The following is a 22,073-nucleotide window of genomic DNA, read 5'->3' as shown; positions in this document are numbered from 1 at the left end:
ATGAAAAAAGAAAATCCATTCCGGGGGCCAAAGTCTTATGAAGATGGCGATTCCTTTTTCGGCAGAGACGCGGAAATTAAAGATATCTATAACTTAGTAAAAAATCAAACCTTAACGCTCCTTTTCGCCCGCTCCGGTACCGGGAAATCCTCATTAATAAAGGCCGGCTTAATTCCCTATTTAAGAGAAGAAAACGAGTACCTGCCGGTTTATATACACCTCAATGATTTCATCGTAAGCCAATCGGGGTTAAATGACCTTTGCAAGTATGTAATTAAGCGATGCGAAGAAGAGATAAGCAAACACCTCAGTAGCCTTGAAAATGTTAAAACCGGCATTCCAAAGTTGTTAATAGATAACTCACTGTTTGAATTTTTAAATACCGTACAACTTTTTAAAACGGACGACAAATCGCCTATAAAGCTCATCATCATATTTGACCAGTTTGAAGAGATATTTACCCACCCTTTTAACGAGTTGAGCCTTAAGTTTTTAATTGCCGAAATAAGGTGTCTTATCGAATCGCAGCTACCCGAATATATGATAAGGGAGTTTGATACAGATGCTGAGGACGTTATAAACAAACTGGACGTGTTGCAACATAACCTGCTTAATAAACAGAAGAACTACCGGATTATATTTTCTTTCAGGGAAGAGTATTTACCGCAGTTTGAAAGTTTAAAAGAAGAGATCCCTTATATCCGTTTTACTAACAGCAGGTATAGGTTAGAGGCATTTAATGTTGAAACCGCTACCGATGTGATTCAGAAAACCGATAGTGAAATATCAGGGGCAATAGCTAAATTGATTTCATCAAACCTGTCAATCAACATATTAACCAATTTTGAAAAAATTATTGTAGAGCCTTTTCTTTTGAGCCTGGTTTGTCAAAAAATATATTACGATATCACCGACGGTAAAAATAAGCTTGACACCAATACCGTTGAAATAATTAAAGAACTGGTTGATACGGCCATTGAGCGGTATATTGATGATATTTATAACAAAATAAATGATGCTACCCGGGAATTTATTGAATTAAAGCTGATAACATCCGACCATAAAAGAACCCCCTTTAACTATAATGATGCTATCAAAAATCCGGAATACAAGGATATTGATAGATTAATTGATGACCCGGAATTCCGCCTTTTAAATAAAGAGCAATTTTTAGATTCTTCGCATATCGAAATTCTGCACGACCGGCTTTTACCTCCGCTTGCCCAAAGGCGAAGCCAAAGGTTAAAAAATTATGAGGACAAGGCCTTACTGGCAAAGCAACTTGAGCTGGAACAAGAAAGTAAACGGGCGCAGGCTGCGTTAGAAGCAGAGCAGGAACGGGCCTTAGTTAAATTAGAAAGTGAAAAAGAAAAGATTGAATTAACGCGCAAAACTGAAGCCTTAAGGCATGAAAGAGAAAGGATAGAATTAGAACAAAAAGCTGCTGCACTACAATATGAACGGGAAAAAGAAAAAATAGAACTTGAGAGGACAGAAGAAAAGCGGAAAACTGAGGCTTTAGAGGCGGAAAAACTTATATTAATCAAGAAAAAAAAGCAGCAAAAGATAAATTTTGCCTTAGTGTTACTCGCAGCAGCTATCTTAGGTATATTATGTGTTAGCTATTATAGTCAGAGTAAACAATTAGCTGCTAAAACGGAAATTTTAACTGCTCAAAGTAAACAATTGGCCGCTAAAAAGGATTCATTAACTGGTTTAGACGCTACCAATAAAAAGTTGATCAATCGGCTCAACATCAAAGGGGATTCACTGGCCGAACAAAAAGGTATTTCTGAGAAAAATGCCGAAAATCTTTCTGTCTCAAACAAGCAAAAAAATATTTTTTTAAAGTTTTTTAAATCCCAATCTGATTCACTCATATCGGGGTTAGCCAAACCTAATCCCCTTGCGGCATTAGCTTTGGCCGAAACTAATTATGAGCAAATAAAGCATATTGAAAATATGGACCAAAAGTTGGTTAAAAACTTCAGCGATAAAGTAATAGAGATATATAATAAATGGCCACTATTCACTACGCAACCTTTTAACATTTCAGGCTCAATATGGTATTCAGATGCTCATTATTTGATCTCCTCATCCAGTAATAGTTCGCAAATAACCCTATACACCTATGCTGTTGGCGATTCTATGACCCGTTTAGATTCTTTGCGGATAATCAGGGGCAAAACGGTTCAAAATCCAGTAACAAAAAGATTTTACCTGGGTGCTGATGTTAGAATAACGAAAGACTATATTTATTCAAGAACATTAGTTAATAAAGAATATGTAATAAATATTTGGAAGATAGCCGATGGGAAATTTGCTAAAACACCAGTCAAATTTAATTTAAATACAAACAAAGGTATCGGAGAGCCAACCTTAAATAGCACAAATATTGTTTTTAATTATTCAGATACAAACAAGGTGTTTAATAAAATCTTACTCAACCTAAATACAGCAGAGAAAACAGTAACGACAGTAAAATTTGGCGGGAATAAAGAACGGATATGGAAAATAAATTCAACAGGCACCGCCATAATTACAGCCGACACTATCGCTCCAATCCCCGATGTTGATGACATTGAAAATTTATCAAAATATTATAAGTTCCGCATCTATGATGGTGCAGAAACTATATTATTGAATACCGCAGAAGCTAACAAAAACTTAACCGACATATATTTTTATAAAAATCGAATTATTGCAACCTATAAAACTATAAGTAATACAATCGTCGAATCGATGAATTACAAGGGTGTGGTAATTGAGACCATGATGTTTTCAGAAGATGCACTTGTAATTAGCCAGTCATCCACCAATACCCCTATCATTGTGTTTGATAAAAGATTGACCATTCAATATAACATTGGTGACATATGGTATCGTGCCGATAGTGAATACCCCGCGTGGCTTGAACCATCTGAGTATATTAATTATAGTTTTTCGAAGGACAATAATTTATTTGCTTACGTTTTTGACCATAAAACAATTGTAATTCTCGACCTGCAGCGCCATAAACTTTTAGATGCTGTTACTTTACCGGAAGGCATCAAAGGCAACCCCATTTTTGCTGACGACGGACAATTAAAGGTATTTGGAGTTAATAATCTTTACACTGTTTATTACAGGAAAAACGGAAGAAAAGCTAATTCGCCGGCAGAGGTAAATCACCAATTAAGAATGTTTTTAGGAGATGAGATAAAAAAATTCAACAAGGAAAAATTAAATTATAGATTTAAGTAGGATGTGGCTTGATTAATAATAACCGGACTTTTTACCAGGTAATTAAGTGGTCAGCGTTAAATCTCTCAGGCCACGATTTTGTCAATGCCTGATTTTGTAGCAGGTTTAATTCTATAGATATGGTTTAAAGCAAATTCCTGCTCAGTTAACATACCTGGTGCATTTTGTTAATTTGTTTTTATTCGTCAATAACTTGTAACTTGCTTCGTATTAACCAATAAAACATTACCCATTATGAAAAGTATCACATTCAAAAAGTCATTTATGCTCGTTTTGTTCGGCATCATGATGTCGTTTACTGTTATGGCACAAGAAAAAGCAAGTCCGGCCGCTACCGCCACCGGCACTATAAACGGCGCAGCGGTAACTATTGTTTACAGCAGCCCGGCGGTTAAAGGCCGCACCATATGGGGTGGCCTGGTACCTTATGATAAAGTATGGCGGGCGGGCGCCAACCAGGCAACCATTTTTACTGCCGATAAGGCCTTAACCATACAAGGTAAAACCATTCCGGCCGGCAAATACAGCCTATACGCTGTACCGGGCGAAAAAGAATGGAAAATTATTTTCAATTCGCAAACCGGGCAATGGGGCATTAACCGCGATGGCACCACCACCCAGGACCCTGCAAAAGATGTTGCCGTAGTAACTGCCACCCCCGGAAAATCTGCCGGCACGAGCGAAAGGCTGACCTACACCATTTCGGGAAAAGGATTTGAACTGAACTGGGAGAATTTAACAGTGCCAGTAGTTTTTAATTAAGGGCTTAATGCTGAAGGCAGAAAGCCTAAAGCTTCTTGGAACAGGTTATAAAAAAGCCGCCTCATCGATACAGTTGAGGCGGCTTTTTTTATTCCGTTATTATTTAGCGGCTTACTTATCTTTTAAAAACTTGCCCAGGGCTTTGCCTGCTGTGGCGTATGACTCGGCTAACCTTGTGCCGGTATCATAATCGTAGCCGCCAAAGGTGCGGCCAGGTGCTTTTTCAACCGATATGGTGGCAATTACTTTGCTCCGGTTAGCGGTTTCAACAATCACGGCATCGCCGCTAATTTTGGCGTTTTCGCGGCTAATGTAAATGTTATAGCCAGGCTCGGTAAACCAGGTGTTAAATATAATGGTGTATTTGGCAGTCTTGCTTTCGCTCAGCATCGAGTATTTTTCAAATAACTCCATAAATTTAGGCTCAAAGCTGTCCTTCCGGTCATCCACCCATGATTTTACCCAGGTATCGCCCCTGCCATCTTCTTTCTTATTATAATCTGCTTTTTTGCGTTCCAGGTAATCGGCTTCATCTTTGTATTTGCCAACGGCCATGTTGTTGTAAGTAAATTCAACATTGATGGTTGTTTCGCTTTTTAGCGGAGAAAAGTCGCCATCTTTTAACTTAACTTTTTGAGCCATTGAGGTTGCCGAGAACGATAGCAGCGCGATAAAGGCTGCCCCGGTAATTAAAATTTTCATTGTGTGATTAGTTTTGATTTGGAAATAAAGCTATATAAATATTTTGATTAAACAAGAGGGTTTTTTGTGAGTGGTTGATTGGGTTGATTAAGTGAGCGGGTGATTAGGTTAGGTTGGGTGAGTGGTTGATTGGGTTGATTAGGTGAATGGTTGTTTGGTAGTCGGCGTCAGGCACTCTCCACGCGAAATATTTTAACTTCATCAACCACTCCAGCTACCGCAAGCAGTTTCCGCAAGCCCTGCGGCCTGCTGATAAGTAAATGCCATGCTAAGTAATAGATATGTGAATCCCGGAGGCTCGTTTCATCCGCGATTTTGTATTTTTAGCGTGTGAGCCGTAATTATAAATTCAAAAATCCTGAAGGATTATATTTTGTAAGCTTTGTCACGATGTTTTGGGTAGATGTGTTTGTTCGGCAGCACTACTTTGATTGCTTGGTGAGAAACCTCGACTGTTGTGTCGACAATAAAGACACGGAAATTTATGCATGATGCAATAATGCCGAGCCATGTACATTTGGTTTTTAGATCACAATTCAAAAATCACAGAAGACTTGATCTGGGATTTTAAATCGCTTACGTCAAAGCAGGTATTATGGGATTGATAACTGTAATAATTACGTAGCGCACCCTCCTAAAGGCATTGCGTATACCCAGCATGCGGGCCACCCCGATTAAACAGCGGCCTGTATCAGTAAGGATACGCAATGAGGAACGTGTTTTTACATGTATTAAAACAGAGATTTGGCAATAATGTGAAGCGCTATCGGGTAGATCCTTCGCCTCAGGCCATACTAATAAATACCAGCAGGCGCTATAGTGATGTTCATTCCAGGTTATTTTATTCATTCAAAATAAAACTGAAATGAAAATATTTATTTATATCTTAGTAATGAGTTGAAATTAAGCCTATTAAAATTTAATTAAAACCTATGCCTACACAAATAATAACTACTGACGGGAGTATCAATCCCATTACATTGTCTGTAAAAGAAAACTACGGACATCGTATAACTACAGTAATCATGATCAATCATGCTGTATTTGCAACGATTAATAACGATTTTGAGGATCACATACTTGGAACCAATAATAGCCTTGCAGGTAATACCATAACAGTAACTACATCATCCCTGAAAGTGACACCTACAAGCAATACTGAAATAAACTTTGCTTTAAAGGGTGCAAAAACTGAACAGGATGATAATGATTTATTGCAATTTGCAGCAGGTGTAAGTGCTGTTCCGCATTTTATGACTTATTATTTAGTTTAATTCGTTTTTGATGGACCTTAAAAAAATGCTTTTTTGTCTTTGCCTGATTGGGGGGACGATTCAATCTTTTGCGCAACAAAAAGACACCGTGGTTAATTTTGATCAGTTGCGTGCGCCGTCGTCACCCGCATTTAATTTGCTCGGAATTTCACCCAGCGATATTGAAAGGCCAAAAAATCCTACAGATTTTGCTTTTTCTTTAAGTAATGCCAGCAATAGTTTTTCTACAGTGCCAAAAAGCTACGCAATGGAAATATCCCCTTTTTGGGCCTTTAACGGCAAAAGCACTTTCAAGCAGTTTATTGATAACAAAAATATTGGAAATAATATCAAGCAAACGCTGGTCTTTTCGGTCGGATCTACTACCGCAAAAGCTATAAATGACTCGTCTGAATTCAGACAAATAGGTTTAGCTTTTAAATTTTCGATCCTTCGGGGCAAAGTTGGCGATGAATTTACAAAATGGGACAAAGATGTAACCGAATATTTAGGGCAATATGATACTTACTATGCACATTTAAAAGATAGTCTTACCAGGGCTAAAGATTCCACCGTTGCTCCGTTATTGAAGCTCTATGTGAAATATAAGCCAACAGATCCTGAAGCTGTTGCTATACTAAAGGCGGTACAAACAATGAACGACGAAATAGATGTCAAGGTAAGAGCTTTATCGCAGGATACTGCAAGCGCCAAAAATAAGATCTGGCTTACCAAACTAAGAGAGTTGTCTAACCAAACCTCTTTCAGGCGGTATGGATTTACCATGGACTGGGCGGCAGGTACGGTGATTGATTTTGCCGACAGTACATTTAACCGATCATATCTTTCGAAGTTCGCAACCTGGCTTACGTTTGGGTATGAGGGACACAATGGGAGTAACATTATGTTTTTGCTGCGATATGCTGCCAGTTTTAACCGATTTTATAGAAATGACCTTAATATAATAGTAAAGGACATTAATATTGGCAACCTTGATATGGGATTGCGATTTTACCAGGATTTTAATGATAAACTAACGATATCTGTTGAATATATTCATCGTTTGCCGTTTTACAATGGCTCTGCATATTTAATTAACCATGTGTCATCACCTTCAAAGACAGATAAATACGATTTTTCTTTAAACTATAAGGTTGGAAAAAATCAGAATTTGTCATTTACCTATGGCAAAAATTTTGACAATACGACAACAAAAACAGGGAATTTAATTGCCGCCGTTAGTTTTGTAATAGGGTTGGGATCAGCACGTGGTATCTCCCGTTAAACACGTTCAAGAATTTTTCATATAGCCCCCGCCGTCCGTAGGAGTGCCGCTGTTTGAATGTTTCTGACTCGAACAGCTATGCATATAGTTTACAACTACTGTATTTTCGCTGAATAAATATGCAACATCCAGGTGTACGTTTCATCAGGAGTTTTGTATTTTGAACAGCGCAAAGTGTAATACAAGAGCATTAAGGTTAATAACAAACATTGTTGATTGGCCTAAAGGAATGGCGTATACTTAGCATGTGGGCGCACAAACCAGGAGGAGGTAGCCGGCGGGGTTGATCCCCCAAATTTGATGTACAGTATATATTGACCTTACCTTTGTAATTATGAAAACCAGAAGCCGCTATCGTTTTTTTGTCGCCAGTTTTTTGGGCACCGCCATTCTATCTGCAATTAGTTTTAGTATCCTCGGTCAAACAACCGCGCCGGTTGATGATTGGTGTAGCAAGCCGCTGCGGCCAGGGCTTGAAAAACTTAAAGAGATCAAAACATCCAAAGAATGGTTTAAGGTTTATGACGTGGGGCACGACACCTACGCAATAGATGAGCCTTATAATTGGGAAGAAACGATTGCTTACCTCATACTGGGTAAAGACAAAGCTTTATTGTTTGACACTAGCATGGGGCTTGACACCATTTCATCAGTGGTTAAGGAATTGACTAAACTGCCTGTTGTTGTGCTTAATTCCCACACTCATCCGGATCATATTGGCGGAAACAATGAGTTTAGCCATATTCTGGCTATGGACACCAGGTATACCCGAATCAACGCAGCCAATGGTTATCTTCATAATGATGTAAAATGGGAGGTTAGTCCGGCCTCATTTTGCCTTTTCCGTTTACCGCATGAAGATACTGCTCATTATTATATAAAGCCGTTTAAAGTATCACGGTTTATCAAAAGCGGCTATATGATCGATCTGGGCCAAAGAAAGCTACAAGTTATTGCCACTCCCGGGCATACACCAGATGCAATCTGCCTTTACGATAAACAAGCAGGTTATTTGTGGTGCGGCGACAGCTTTTACGAGGGCCCAATTTTGCTGTCCAATGATGGCACAGATCTGAAGGCCTATCAACAAAGCATAAACAGGATAGCTCAATTGGCGGCTAAATCAACCCGTGTGCTGCCGGCTCATAACCTTCCAATCGCCAAACCAATTCTTTTAATACAAGCCGCAAAAGAGTTTAACCAAATAGCGTTGGGAATGAAGAAAGGTAAACCTGGCGAAAATCACACGTTGATATTTGATTGCAATAAATTTTCGTATCAAATTGGTGAAAGTTATCTGGCGCAATTAGGCCATTAAAGAAGAATTGCTTTTTTTGTCACCCTTTCCCCAGTTGCCCTTAGTCTTCCGCTGTTCGAATGTCTCTGACTTTGAACAGCTATGCTTGTAGTTTACAACTACTGTATTTTCGCTGGATAAATACGCAACACCCGGATATTCGTTTCATCTCAGTGTTTTGGTATACCCGCAGCTCGCGTAAAGGATAGAAACTGGTACCGGCCTGTGGCTAATGCCTGTGTAGTATGAGTGTATAGCCTGACCCTGCTTCTACCGGCAGGGAGAAGCGCACCTGTTTTTTTGCCCGTATATGTAACAATAATATGATTGATAGGCCTTTAGGAGCTGTATGTGTAACAATTATATGTTTATTATTTAATATGCCCTTTATATGTTGAACATTTGCACTTTAATTGTGTCTTTACCACAACTAAACACATTTGTAGCTGAACATATATCATGAAACCCCTAATTTTTACTTTAAGTATTTTTTTATTATGCGCCTTTGGCGCCCAGGCCCAAACTGCCCGCGATATTAGCGGTACCATTGCCGATACCACCAAACTGAGCTTGCCCGGCAGCAGTGTAAAACTGGTAAACGATGCCGGCGATAGTTCATTAACCATTGCCGATGCTAATGGTAAATTCAGATTTGCGGGTGTTAAAGGGAGTAAAATAACGCTCACCATATCATCAATTGGGTTTACAGCAATAAAAAAGCACTTTGCCCTGGAGGATAATACCAAGCCGGTAGATTTGGGTTTGATATTGTTAAAGGCCGAAACAAACTTGCTTGGCCAGGTAAACATTATAGGAGCCGCCAATCCCATTACCCTTAAAGAGGATACCGTAATATACAACGCGGCAGCTTACAAAGTACGGGCCAACGCGCCCACCGAAGACTTGATAAAAAAGCTGCCCGGTGTGGATGTGGATGTAAACGGCAATATTACCACGCAGGGTAAACAGGTTACCAAGGTGCGGATAAACGGCAAGGATTATATGGGCGGCGATGTGCAAAGCGCCACCAAAAACCTGCCTGCCGATATTATTGAAAACATACAGATGATTGATGATTACGGCGACCAGGCCAATCTTACCGGCATTAAAACCGGCGACCCTACCAAAGTAATGAACATTACCATCAGGAAAGATAAAAACTACGGCTATACCGCCCAGGCAACTGCCGGCGATGGCCGCGATGCACTGCCGCAAGACCAGGGCGTAGCCAATAAAAACCGCTACATAGGATCATTAAATATTTTCAATTTTCACGGCGATCAGCAAATTGCGGTGCAGGGAAGTATCAATAACACCAATGTTAATACCTTCTCATTCGGCACTGCAGGTGGTGGTGGCGGTGGTGGTTTTGGCGGCGGTGGTGGCCGTGGCAACGCGGGCCGTGGCGGTGGTGGCGGCGGAAGCCTGATTACCGCTCAAAATGGTTTAACTGATGCAAAATCAATAGGTTTAAACTTTAGGGATCAATGGGGCAAAAACCTGGCGGTGTACGGCAGTTATAGCTTTGCGGATAATACCACAAGCACCAATAACAATATTTTTCAGCAAAATACCTCGGCAGCCAACCCAAGCGAGCAGCACCAGTTAAGTCTCGAAAAAGATCAGAATATCAATCACCGCTTTAACTGGAACATGGAGTATAAGCCGGATACTGTTAATTACTTAAAATTGGTGCCATCTTTTTCATACGGCAGCACCAACACCAATGAATCGGATAGTGTAAACCTTACCCGGAAAGGCACACTTGCTTCGGCATACACCTCTACTACCAATGGCGATTCGCAATCGCCTAACTATGGTATTACCGCATTGTATAACCATAAATTTCCGCATCGCCGTAACCTGAGCATTTTTGCATCGGCAAGCTCGGCGCCAACCACATCGTATCAAAACCCTATTTATAATTTTGTTCCGGGTACACAGCAAACCGCTCCCGAAAACCAGATTATTAATACGTATAGCCGTACCAATAGTGTTGGCGTAAACCTGTCATACCTTGAGCCATTGGGCACACGATCATATTTAGAGCTTAATTACTCAGTAAATCATTCGGCAACGGTAAATAATAAGGAAACTGATACGCTAAGCAATGCCCAAACCTGGAATGTGTACGATTTGCTGTCGAACAAATTTGATTATACGTTTACTACCAATAAGGTTGGCTTAAACTATAGGTTCATCGAGAAAAAGTATAACTATACTTTGGGCCTGGCGGTGCAGCCTTCAACCTTAGATGGGCACTCCGTAACAAACAGTACCATCCCGGATACGCATAAAAACACCTTTAATATTATACCTACTGCCCGTTATATTTATAATTTTTCGCGCAGCAAAACATTCGCGGTTAACTATAACGGATCAAACGCGGCACCAAGCTTTACCCAGTTGCAGCCGGTTATCGATTTTTCGAACGCGCTGTACCCGGTTCAGGGTAACCCATACCTGAAACCTGCGTTTACCAACAATATATCCATAAGGTATAACAACTTTAGTTTTACAACAGGTAATGTGTTTTTTGCAAACTTTACGTACCAAAACGTATCTAACCAGGTGGTAACTAATACCATTACATCAAATACCTCAAACAGGATATTTACCCAATACCTGAATGCCGATGGCTTTTATAATTTTACCGGCCGGGTTACTTACTCCAAGCCATGGGCCGAGCGCAAATATTCGGTTACGCTTAATGGTACCGCGCAATACAATAATAACGTAGGCTACTTAACCAGCCTTACCGACCTTGACCCGCTGGCAGCCACGCCTGATCAGATAGCGTCTGCACAACAAAAAAACATTGCCAAAAACCTGGTATTTACACCCGAAATCCGTTTCAGGGTAGACTTACCGAATATCATCGACGCCCAAATTTTAACCAACTATGCCATCAACAGAACAACTAACTCGGTAAAGAATGATATTAACGATGGTTTAACCAATATCCGGACCTGGAACGTTGGCCTCACCGGTAAAAACTATTTTGGCGATTGGGTATTTAGCTACGATTATACCAAGGCAACCAATTACGGGTATGCCTCAATCATTAAAGTAACTAATCCTAATATTTTAAACATGTATGTGGAACGCCGGTTCTTAAAAAACAAGGTGGCTACCCTGCGGCTATCGGCTTTCGATTTATTTAATCAAAACACCGGTTATTCGTCAACCACAACAGCCAGTTCAACTACTGTATCAAACGTAAACAGGCTTGCACGGTATTACCTGCTTACCTTTACCTTACGCCTGCAAAAATTTGCAGGTAAAGCGCCAACCCAGGACATCCGGGGCGACAGGCAGCGTGGTGGTCCAGGCGGCGGTGGTCCGGGTGGTGGCGGTCCAGGCGGTGGTGGTCCGGGTGGCGGCGGCCCGGGTGGTCCGCAATAAAAGGCATAAACTAGCAAGGCCCTATCCTAAACAGATGGGGCCTTGTTATATAATGTAGAATAAAATTTAATGTTTATTCACTAATCAGCACCTTGCTGATAACTTTTTCCAATTCTTCCAGGTCAAACGGTTTGGCCAGGTAGGTTTGGGCGCCGGCATTGCTGGCCAGGATCTGGATATCGCTATTGGCCGAAAAGTAAATTACCGGGATGTTTTTTAACTCTTCCGATTTTTTTAATGTTTGGGTGGCAATAATGCCGCCGGCATCAGGAATCCAGTTATCCATGAGTATAACATCCGGTAAAACGCGCGATACTTTTTCGGTTATATTATTGCAATCAGTGAAAGTAAAAACCTCCCAGCCTTGCTCTTCTAAAATATAACTGCATATAGAAAGGATGTCTTCGTCATCATCAAAAATGATGATCTTTTTATTCGGGTCTCTCATGTGGATAGTGCAAGTGAAAATATACTTTATTTTTAATAAAAGCAAATAAATTTAGCTTCTAATTAAATGCGACTCCTGCCCGTTGTAAGGCGCTTTTTCGGGGGTATAATCCGGTCAGTTTAATGGCGGTCAGGCCCGGGCATCCATACTATCCGGCACCTTTGTGTAACTAATACACGTAAATTGTTGGTTACTTAATAATTTATGCGGTTATATCTCAAAAACAATAATAAATTTACTCAACCAATTGCCTTCCGGCCTTTTCAAAACCTGTTTTGGATTATGTATAACCCGTTAAATATTTGTTTGATGAATAAACATGTCATTTCGTTTTTATCGGCGGCAGCGCTGATGTGTACTGCTACCATAGCATCAGCCCAAAAAACAACAGCGGCCAGCCTTTGGCTTACCAAGGCCGATAGGTCGGCATTGTTTGCTAAACAAAAAGAAGCGCTGGAGTTTAAAGCAGGGGGCAAGCCCAATGAAATTACCATTACGGTGGATGATAAGCAAACCTACCAGCCCATTGATGGTTTCGGCTTCGCGCTTACCGGTGGCAGCGCCATGCACATCATCCGCATGAATGCCGATAGCCGCGCCGCGCTGTTAAAAAACCTGTTTGCCGTTAATGACAACAACATTGGTGTAAGTTATTTGCGGTTGAGCATAGGCGCATCAGATTTAAATGAAAAAGTTTTCTCGTACGATGACATGCCCGCCGGCCAAACCGACCCAACATTAAAGCATTTTGACCTTGGCCCCGATAAGCAGGACGTAATACCGGTGATGAAACAGATACTGGCCATAAACCCTTCAATAAAAATATTGGGTTCGCCATGGTCGCCCCCGGCATGGATGAAAACCAACAACGATACCCGCGGTGGCAGGCTAAAACCCGAATATTGGGGAACCTACGCCAGGTACCTTGTAAAATACATACAGGGGATGAAAGCTCAGGGTATAAACATAGATGCCATTACCATACAAAACGAGCCTTTACACCCCGGCAATAACCCCAGCTTACTGCTGGTTGCCCCTGATGAAGGCGCTTTTATCAAAAGTAACTTAGGCCCCGCCTTTAAGGCAGCCGGCATCAAAACAAAAATTATTTTGTACGATCATAACTGCGACCGGCCCGATTACCCAATTTCGATATTAAATGATAAGGAGGCCGCCAAGTATATTGATGGCTCGGGTTTTCACTTATATGGCGGCGATATCAGCGCCCTAAGTACCGTACACAACGCCCACCCCGAAAAGAACGTTTACTTTACCGAACAGATGGTGGTTGAACCCGAAAACGAATCGACCATTGATATGAGGTGGCCGTTAAAGCACCTGATTATTGGCGCAACCCGCAACTGGAGCCGCAACGTACTGGAATGGAACCTGGCCGCCGACCAGGATTATAAACCTTATACCGATAGGGGAGGATGCCCATCATGCCAGGGCGCGGTTACCATCAATAAAAACGAGGTGAAAAAAAACGTAGCTTATTATACCATTGCGCATGCATCAAAATTTGTAAGGCCGGGTTCGGTACGCATAGCATCAAATAACCTGGATAAATTGCCAAACGTGGCTTTTAAAACGCCCGACGGCAAAAAGGTTTTAATTGTGGCCAATACCAGCGAAGCCGCACAGGATTTTGATATCAGCTACGCAGGCAAAACGCTTGCCGCTCATTTGGATAAAGGGTCTGTTGGTACTTATACCTGGTAAAATTAGAATCAAGAATTAAGAGTAAAGAATTAAGATAAGCGCAAAAAGGTCTGCTACTTTTTTTTCTTGATTCTTAATTCTTGACTCTCTTAAAATAAACGTTTATAATAATCGCTAATAACATGTTAACAAAATCCGTTAAAAATATATTTTCTTGCAAGGGCCTGTTGGTATTGGCCGCGGCTTCTTTTATATCGGTACAAAGCCAGGCGCAACAAGGCTTTTTAAAGTCTGATGGCAAAAAAATAACCGACGAAAAAGGTAAAAACGTACTGTTGCGCGGCATGGGCCTTGGGGGCTGGATGTTGCAGGAGGGCTATATGTTGCATGTAACCAAAGATAGCCGCCAGTACCGCATCCGCGAGCGGCTGGAGGAGCTGATGGGCCCGGCAGAAACCAAAGAGTTTTACGATACCTGGCTGGCCAATAACACCCGCAAAATTGATGTGGATTCGATGCACCGGTGGGGCTTTAACTCGGTTAGGCTGCCCATGCATTATAACCTGTATACACTCCCAATCGAAAAGGAGCCTGTTGCCGGTAAAAACACCTGGATAGACAAAGGTTTTAAAATGACCGACGACCTGCTGGCCTGGTGTAAGGCCAACCACATGTACCTGATACTTGATTTGCATGCCACGCCGGGCGGCCAGGGTAACGACCTGAACATATCCGACAGGAATACCGATAATCCATCGCTATGGGATAGTGAGGCCAATAAGCAAAAAATGATTGCCCTTTGGCATAAACTGGCCGACAGGTATAAAAACGAACCTAACATAGGCGGTTATGATATTATTAACGAACCCAACTTTGGTTTTGATGACCCGGCGAATGACAGGAACGGCCTGAAGGAAAAAACCAACGCCCCGCTAAGAAAACTGATGATTGATATTACCACGGCTATACGCCAGGTTGATAAAAAACACATTATTATTATTGAAGGTAATGGCTGGGGCAACAACTACAACGGCATTTTGCCTGCCTGGGATAAAAATATGGTGCTTAGCTTTCACAAATACTGGAACTATAACGACCAAAAATCGGTAGAGCACATTATAAAAACCCGCGACCAGTACAATATGCCCGTATGGCTTGGCGAAACGGGCGAAAACTCCAACGTGTGGCTAACCGAGGCCATTGGCCTGTTAGAGAAAAATAACATTGGCTGGGCGCTTTGGCCGCTAAAAAAGATGGGTAATAATAATCCTATCGAGATACCATCCAACCCAAACTATGATGATGTTACCAATTACCTGAACACTGGCCGTAACAAGCCGAAGGAAAGTAATGTTTACAGCGGCACTTTAGAGATGGCCACTTACGCCAAACTGGAAAACGCCATTATTCATCATGATGTGATAGATGCCATTTTCAGGCAGCCTCATACAATCGCAACAAAACCGTTTAAGGCAAATAAGATTACTAACGGAACCATTATCAACGCGGTAGATTATGACCTGGGCCGCAACGGTTACGCCTACCTTGATACCGATACTGCCGATTACCACGTATCAACCGGTAAATACGGCAAAGGCAACAATGGCCACATGTACCGTAACGATGGGGTAGATATAGCCAAAGATTCTGCAGCGTACAACAGCTACTATGTAACCGATATTGAAAAAGGCGAATGGCTGCAATACACCCTTAAAGCAGCAGCACCCGGCATCTACAGCGTTAAACTGAAAGTTGCCGCCGCTGCCAATGATGGCAAAATAACCCTTGATGTTAAAGGAATTAAACAGGCTATCGATATCCCCGCCACCGGAGGCTTTAAAAAATGGCTGGTCATCGAACTAAAAAACATTAAGCTAAAAGCTGGTAGCAATAAAGTGAGGGTTTATGCAGATATGGGCGGCTTTAACCTGCACTGGATGAAGTTTGATAAAGGGAAATAAAAGGCCCTTACAAATGAAAAAGCGGGGTTATTCGTTCAAAAAATAGCCCCGCTTTTTGCTTTATATCTGATAGCTGTATACAATACTACCTTACCGGTTCATACAATCCTAAGCTTTTTGATTTTCTGTATACTACCTGCCATAAGTGGTTTTTGCGCGCCCTGAATGATGCCGCGCAGCCATTAAGGTAAAACTCCCACATACGGTAAAAGGTATCGCCGTATTTATCCTTTATCTCCGGCCAGGTCCGTTTAAAGTTGTGCAGCCATTCCATACAGGTGCGGTCATAGTAAACGCCAAAGTTATGCCAATCTTCTAAAGTAAACAGGCCCATGGCCGCAGTACTAATTTGCGGCGGCGATGGCAACATACCGTTAGGGAAAATATATTTATCTATCCAGGGGTCAGTTTTTGTTTGCGAAAAATTGCCGCCTATGGTATGTAACAGGAAAATACCATCGTCATCCATACAGCGGGCGGCCACTTCCATTAAACTGCGGTAATTTTTGTAACCAACGTGCTCCATTAAGCCAACGCTGGCAACGCGGTCAAACTTTTCATTTATATCCCGGTAATCCATTAACCTGATCTCGACAGGTAAGCCTTTAGTGGCCTCGCGGGCCAGGTTAACCTGCTCTTCAGAAATATTAACGCCAACCACGCTTACACCATATCTTTCGGCTGCAAATTTAGCTAAACCTCCCCATCCGCACCCTAAATCCAACATGCGCATTCCTGGTTCCAGTTTCAGCTTCCGGCACACCAGGTCGAGCTTAGCTTCCTGTGCTTCATCAAGTGTTTGGGCCGTTTTCCAATAACCGCAGGTATATATCATGCGCTTATCCAACATGCCCCTGTAAAGATCATTGCCGATATTATAATGCATATGCGCAACCTTTTTAGACTTTGTCTTGGTTTGCATGTTCAGGTATTTGGCTTTAAGCGCGAATTTTACGGTATTAAAGTTTTTGGGGATTAATTTATCAATCCGGTAATACATCATTCTGTAAAAAAACTCATCTAAGGCAGGGCATTCCCACCAGCCATCCATGTACGATTCGCCAAAGCCTATCATTCCATCGCTAAGCAATCTGTCATAGGTTCTTTCATCATTTACCTTTATATCCCAGGGGTTATCACCGTTTATTTTTATATCGCCCCCGGCAAACATTTTTTCAAAAATTTCTTTTGACGAACTCATACGGTAGTATTTTAAGTTTTGGGGTGAAGATATCTTTTTTCTGACATTAACGCAAGGTTGCCCATGCCGGCATCGCTCAATAATTTAGTAGCCAGGCCTGTTTACCATCTTTCACATCATATTTATATACAGCTCCATGCATACCTATATATAATACATCATCTTTTGCCACAATCGAGTTAACGTAAAGGCCATATGCCCAAATCCCATCTTCAATTAGGGTGTATTTTTGTGGGATTTTATCAATTTTCAAGATGCTATTTGATGTTGCAATATAGAAGTTGCCGAGGTTATCCAACGTAATGGCCTCGGGTGCCTTAGGTAATGCCAAATAGGAACTTGCTTTCCATTTGCCGTTTTTCTTTTCGATACTTATGATGCTACCTTCCGATAACCCCATATGATAAAGGCCCTGTATGGCGTAATTGTGGCTATCTCTTTGAATGAACTGTACCACCTCGTCATTAGATATTTTGTAATGCTTTTTACCATCGGTTGCAAACCAGTAAAGGCTACCGCCCCATTCGCCACGATTGAATCCAACTAAAAAGCCATCATCAACTTTCAGATAGCAAACATCACCAATTGCGTTAATTTTATCTTCTTCGTTAACCTGTACCTTGAATGGCAGGTTGCCAATAGTTCCGTTTTCCTTTTTTTCGGCAACGAATACTTCGCCGTTTTTTATGGAAACAGTCCATTCCTTAGGCGAATAATTGTATTTTACGATTGAATCATCTTTGGTTTGAACTGGATAACTGTGCCAGTTTTTGATTAATCCCATATTTTCCTGGGAGTAACAGGAAGAGCAGCTGAAAAGCATAAACACTAAGAATAGGCGACCAAGCATATAGATACTTTTACTTTTTAACACTCACCTCGGTAATAGCCGTCCGGCGGGTGGCGGTATAAACAACGCCGTTTACCATTTCGTACCCGGTAGAAACGCTTTGCGAGTAGCGTTTTAAAATAATCCCCGTGAGGTTGTCTATCAATATCGACCCGTTAATGCGGCTATTTAAATTGCCGCCCAAAACAGATGTTTTGTAGGTTATAGTTGTGGTGCGCCCGCTTACCGCGTAAATAGTATAACTGGTTTCGGCAGCTTTGGAGGCATCCGTCCATGTATAGCCTTTTTTTAGTGTTGGGTTTACCGGGAAATCGACCATAAACTGCAGGGTGCTGCCTGGCAACAAACGTTCGGGCTGGATGCCGGTGAACGACAATAGCGTATCATCTACCAATACCGGGCGTTTTAAATTCAATACTTCGCCTTTATGATTTACAGAAACCACCGGCCGGGTATTCACTATTTTTTGTAAGCCGGCGTGAATGATTGAATTCGGATCGCCTGGTTTGGCCGAGTTGTACACCAGGTTTTGGTCCATTGCATTTACCGTATCAATCAATTTATCGGTTGTGATGGTAACAGAAGCGCCCTTTTCGGTTGCATCTGTTACTTTGTATGTTTTAACAATGTTTGAAACCGAGCCTACATGCAGCGTTTGCCCTCCCCGTTGTAAAACACAATTTGATTTGGTGATCACCTGCCGTTGAAATTCATCGCCTGCTTTAAATCTAATTTGCGCACAGGTTACACTGCCAATAAATGTTAGCGTTATAATAAATATGTATTTTAAATATACCATGATTACTATATGGCCCATTGCTAAGCCATCCTGTTTTATTTTATAACTGATTTAGATTTAACTTTTTTTGTGCCTTTGGTGCTGCCTGCCCTGCTCTCTTTTACGGCTGTTGTTATCAGCTTAAAATTGGCGTTTTCAGGAATCCCCGGGCTGGGCCACGGCTCTAATCCGCCGCTGTTTGCGGGCAGGTTGGGTGTAACCGGGTTAAGCACCTCGGGCATAGCAGGCATTAACACGTTTGCAGGCGCGGGCTGGCCCGATGGTGCCGGCTCGGCAGGTAAGGTGGGTAATTCAGGCGATGCGGGTATCGGCAATTCAGGAATAGATGTAACCGGTAAATCGCGCAGGGATTGTTTTGGTAAGGCCGGGGTTTCGGGTGCGCCGGGCATGGGAATTTCGGGCAGGTTGGTGCCAATACCCAATATTGTTGGCTGGTCGGGGGTATTTACCACCGGCGACGTTGTTGAAATAGCAGCCAAAACCGGCATTTGTACAGGAGGTGCCGGCGGCAATGCAACCGGCGGAATATCGCTCAGGCTAAGCGAAACGGGTTTATCCAACGGAGGCTTGCCATTGGTGCTCCCCTTTACCTGGGTACCGGGATGCAAGGGCGGTGGCACAGGCGGCGGTACATTCCAATCGGACTGATTGGCTCTGCTTTGGGCTATTGCCCGGTTAAGGCAGCAGGCAGTGGTTATAATAGTAAAAACCAGGGCCACCAGCATTTTAACGGCAGCTTTGATTTTTCTTATTTTTTTGATCAGGTATGTTTCCATTAATGATTGTCTTATTTACAAAGGCGAGGCCCTGTTATAGAATGATTGATTGCCGAATTATATAATGTTATTTGTTGTCCTTTTATTGGTTTGCACCCTGCAAAACCATCCAGATTAAAGTTAGCGTTTTTTAATTTATTAGTACTTAAATCAGCATTAACAAATGCTTCCGGTACTGTGCCCGGCAAGCCGCCTGCGCCGCTTTTGTTTTTATTGTACTAATTATTTGTAAATCTACACTTTATCGGCCCTGCAAAAAATACCAATCGCTTTGTATTGCGTGTCTTTTTAATACTCCATAAAATTGTGGTATGCAAAGCTCAATAAATATAGCAGGCAACAGCAGGATGCATTTATTGACTGCTTAAAAACCAATTTGTTTCACTTAAAATTAAAGGATATGACAACCATTTTAGAATACTTAGCTTATTGTACCCCGGTTGTTTTTGTGGTGTTGTCGCGTGTTTACAAACTAAAATTCAACAAATTACAGGGTACCGGTAAAATTCCGGATATCCAGGGCGCAAAGCAAAGGCAAACATTGTTTTCGGTATTGGCCATACTATCAGCATTGCTAATAATTGTTATACAATCGGAGTTTTTTTTTCAAAGCTGATAAATTGCTATCTTTAACTGGGGCCATACACCCGGATATGAAATACTTGTTTTTGCTTTTGTTTTTTTCAATTATCCTTCCGTGTTCCGGTCAGAATATTGATAGCTTAAAAAAAATAGTAGTTGGTACATCGCCGGCCCAAACGCGCTTAACCGCCGCCAAAAAAACTGTAGGTTATATAACCGCGAAGAATACAGACGAAACTTTGCCTGTTGCCCGGATAGGACTAAACCTTGCCATGAAGCTTCATGATAAAAAAATAACCGGTTTAATGCTCAGAAGCATGGGTGCAATTTATTTTTTAAAAGGCAATTATGATTCTACAGCTCATTATTACGATAAGGCGGCGCAAGCACTCGGCTCCATAAATCAACAGCACGTTTTGGCCGATGACTATATAGAGCTGGCAGAAGTGTATGGCAGGCAAAAAAGCTACGAGAAGGCCATTACCCTTTACAATGCGGCGATAGACCTGGCACCCAAAACCGGCACCCGGCAAACATTGATGTTGGCCTTGCACGGGCTTGGCCAACTGTATGAAGCCAGGCAAAACTACCAGGAGGCGCTAACTTTTTACAGGCAATCTTTTGATATCGGCGACTCGCTTGATTTTGTAAAAAAGGCAAAGGAAAATACCTCCGAAGCTTATAGCCATAATTTTATGGGAGATGTTTTGGGCAGCATGAAACAGAAGAATATCCAGGCGCCCGACATTTTAAAAACGATAGAAACAAAAAAAGCATTGAACGATACCCTGGCGCTTACCATTAATTATTTTAACCTGGGGCAGTTATACAAAAGCAAACGGATGTATCCGCAGGCGCTGGATGCTTTGCAAAGTTGTTTGCAATACGCCACGCAAATAAATTATACCGACATGCAAAACAGTGCTGTTAACGAGATAGCCGATTTGTATGGACAGATGGGCGATTACAAACAGTCGCTTTTCTACTTAAAAAAGCATGCCATATTAAGTACTGCCAAAAACTCAAAAACTATTGATGAACTGCAAACCAAGTACGAAATAACACAGCGGGAAGACCAATTGCTGAAACAGCAGTTTGAAATAACCAAACGCAACTACTGGATGATAGGCATTATTGTTTTTGTATTGCTGATGCTTTTGATAGTTTTTGTTTTTTATAAGCAGGCGCAGCTAAAGCAACGCAACGCGGCCATGCAGGCTATTATTGAAACCGAAGAAAGTGAGCGCAGGCGCATTGCACAGGATTTGCATGATAGTGTAAGCCAAACCATGTCGGCAGCAAAAATTAACTTAACGGTTATTGGCGGCGAACTGCCTTTTGTAAGCGATGACCAGCGAAAGCGATTTGAAAAGGCCATAAACCTGGTTGACTATGGTTTTAGGGAGGTGCGCACCATATCGCATAACATGATGCCATGGGCACTTCATAAAACAGGCCTTGCACAGGTGATTAAACACTTTATTGAGAATATTGAAAACGATACCATCGCCATAAATTTTTACAGCAAAGGCTTTGATGCCCCGTTTGATGATACCATCGAAATTATTTTGTACCGGGTTTTACAGGAAAGCGTGAACAATGTAATGAAACACGCTAATGCAAGCCGGTTGGATATCTCGCTGATAAGGGACGAGACAAACATCAGCCTTACTATTGAAGATAACGGACTGGGCTTTGATGCTGCCAAGCCTGAAGCTTATAGTGGCATGGGCCTGAACAACCTGCGCTCGCGCATTAACTTTTTGAAAGGCAAAGTCGAGCTGGATTCGCAGGTTGGCAGGGGTACGCTGGTATCGGTATATGTGCCGGTTACCGGTAAGTTGTAA

At 41.8% G+C, this 22,073-nt stretch carries 16 protein-coding genes; 10 read left to right on the top strand and 6 right to left on the bottom strand.

The window, feature by feature from the left end; genetic code table 11:
- Entirely contained in the window at positions 1-3,243 is a 3,243-nt protein-coding gene (locus AC1DU2_RS21910; protein WP_477386867.1) for an nSTAND1 domain-containing NTPase, read from the top strand.
- A 234-nt stretch (positions 3,244-3,477) separates the two neighbouring features.
- The gene (locus AC1DU2_RS21905; RefSeq protein ID WP_477386865.1) at positions 3,478-4,005 is read left to right on the top strand and encodes a DUF2911 domain-containing protein; all 528 of its coding nucleotides are present in this window, start codon (positions 3,478-3,480) and stop codon (positions 4,003-4,005) included.
- A 111-nt stretch (positions 4,006-4,116) separates the two neighbouring features.
- Here the strand turns inward: AC1DU2_RS21905 and AC1DU2_RS21900 are convergent, their stop codons facing one another.
- Positions 4,117-4,707 (bottom strand): hypothetical protein, encoded by a 591-nt coding sequence (locus AC1DU2_RS21900; RefSeq protein WP_477386863.1) that lies wholly within the window; start codon positions 4,705-4,707, stop codon positions 4,117-4,119.
- Positions 4,708-5,639: 932 nt separating this feature from the next.
- On the opposite strand from AC1DU2_RS21900, the gene AC1DU2_RS21895 reads away from it, so the two are divergent.
- From AC1DU2_RS21895 to AC1DU2_RS21880, 4 genes are all read left to right on the top strand, one after another.
- Positions 5,640-5,981, top strand: coding sequence for a hypothetical protein (locus AC1DU2_RS21895; protein WP_477386861.1), 342 nt, complete (start codon positions 5,640-5,642; stop codon positions 5,979-5,981).
- 247 nt (positions 5,982-6,228) lie between these two features.
- Positions 6,229-7,245: a hypothetical protein gene (locus AC1DU2_RS21890; protein WP_477386859.1), complete on the top strand. Its 1,017-nt coding sequence runs from the start codon at positions 6,229-6,231 to the stop codon at positions 7,243-7,245.
- Between the two features lie 334 nt (positions 7,246-7,579).
- Positions 7,580-8,563, top strand: coding sequence for an MBL fold metallo-hydrolase (locus tag AC1DU2_RS21885; RefSeq protein WP_477386857.1), 984 nt, complete (start codon positions 7,580-7,582; stop codon positions 8,561-8,563).
- 438 nt (positions 8,564-9,001) lie between these two features.
- Positions 9,002-11,947, top strand: coding sequence for a TonB-dependent receptor (locus AC1DU2_RS21880; protein ID WP_477386855.1), 2,946 nt, complete (start codon positions 9,002-9,004; stop codon positions 11,945-11,947).
- A gap of 73 nt (positions 11,948-12,020) precedes the next feature.
- Here the strand turns inward: AC1DU2_RS21880 and AC1DU2_RS21875 are convergent, their stop codons facing one another.
- Positions 12,021-12,395 carry a response regulator gene (locus AC1DU2_RS21875; RefSeq protein ID WP_477354438.1) on the bottom strand — a complete coding sequence of 125 codons (375 nt, stop codon included), beginning with the start codon at positions 12,393-12,395 and terminating at the stop codon, positions 12,021-12,023.
- 309 nt (positions 12,396-12,704) lie between these two features.
- Here AC1DU2_RS21875 and AC1DU2_RS21870 point away from each other — a divergent pair, with 309 nt between their 5' ends.
- Entirely contained in the window at positions 12,705-14,117 is a 1,413-nt protein-coding gene (locus AC1DU2_RS21870; RefSeq protein WP_477386853.1) for a glycoside hydrolase family 30 protein, read from the top strand.
- A gap of 122 nt (positions 14,118-14,239) precedes the next feature.
- Entirely contained in the window at positions 14,240-16,018 is a 1,779-nt protein-coding gene (locus AC1DU2_RS21865; RefSeq protein ID WP_477386851.1) for a cellulase family glycosylhydrolase, read from the top strand.
- Positions 16,019-16,103: 85 nt separating this feature from the next.
- Here the strand turns inward: AC1DU2_RS21865 and cfa are convergent, their stop codons facing one another.
- The 4 genes from cfa to AC1DU2_RS21845 form a co-directional block, all read right to left on the bottom strand.
- Entirely contained in the window at positions 16,104-17,219 is a 1,116-nt protein-coding gene (cfa, locus tag AC1DU2_RS21860; RefSeq protein WP_477354429.1) for a cyclopropane fatty acyl phospholipid synthase, read from the bottom strand.
- A gap of 76 nt (positions 17,220-17,295) precedes the next feature.
- A complete protein-coding gene (locus AC1DU2_RS21855) occupies positions 17,296-18,003 on the bottom strand; it encodes a hypothetical protein (protein ID WP_477386849.1) in 708 nt (235 codons plus the stop codon).
- A gap of 76 nt (positions 18,004-18,079) precedes the next feature.
- Positions 18,080-18,886 carry a hypothetical protein gene (locus AC1DU2_RS21850; RefSeq protein WP_477386847.1) on the bottom strand — a complete coding sequence of 269 codons (807 nt, stop codon included), beginning with the start codon at positions 18,884-18,886 and terminating at the stop codon, positions 18,080-18,082.
- Positions 18,887-18,903: 17 nt separating this feature from the next.
- On the bottom strand, positions 18,904-19,644 hold the full coding sequence (locus AC1DU2_RS21845; RefSeq protein ID WP_477386845.1) for a hypothetical protein: 741 nt from the start codon (positions 19,642-19,644) through the stop codon (positions 18,904-18,906).
- A 400-nt stretch (positions 19,645-20,044) separates the two neighbouring features.
- Here AC1DU2_RS21845 and AC1DU2_RS21840 point away from each other — a divergent pair, with 400 nt between their 5' ends.
- Together AC1DU2_RS21840 and AC1DU2_RS21835 are read left to right on the top strand one after the other, a co-directional pair.
- A complete protein-coding gene (locus AC1DU2_RS21840) occupies positions 20,045-20,260 on the top strand; it encodes a hypothetical protein (protein ID WP_477354417.1) in 216 nt (71 codons plus the stop codon).
- A gap of 37 nt (positions 20,261-20,297) precedes the next feature.
- Entirely contained in the window at positions 20,298-22,073 is a 1,776-nt protein-coding gene (locus AC1DU2_RS21835; RefSeq protein ID WP_477386843.1) for a tetratricopeptide repeat-containing sensor histidine kinase, read from the top strand.

It is taken from the genome of Mucilaginibacter sp. P4_C11 (assembly GCF_056402115.1).
This window is presented reverse-complemented; position numbering and strand designations above follow the sequence as displayed.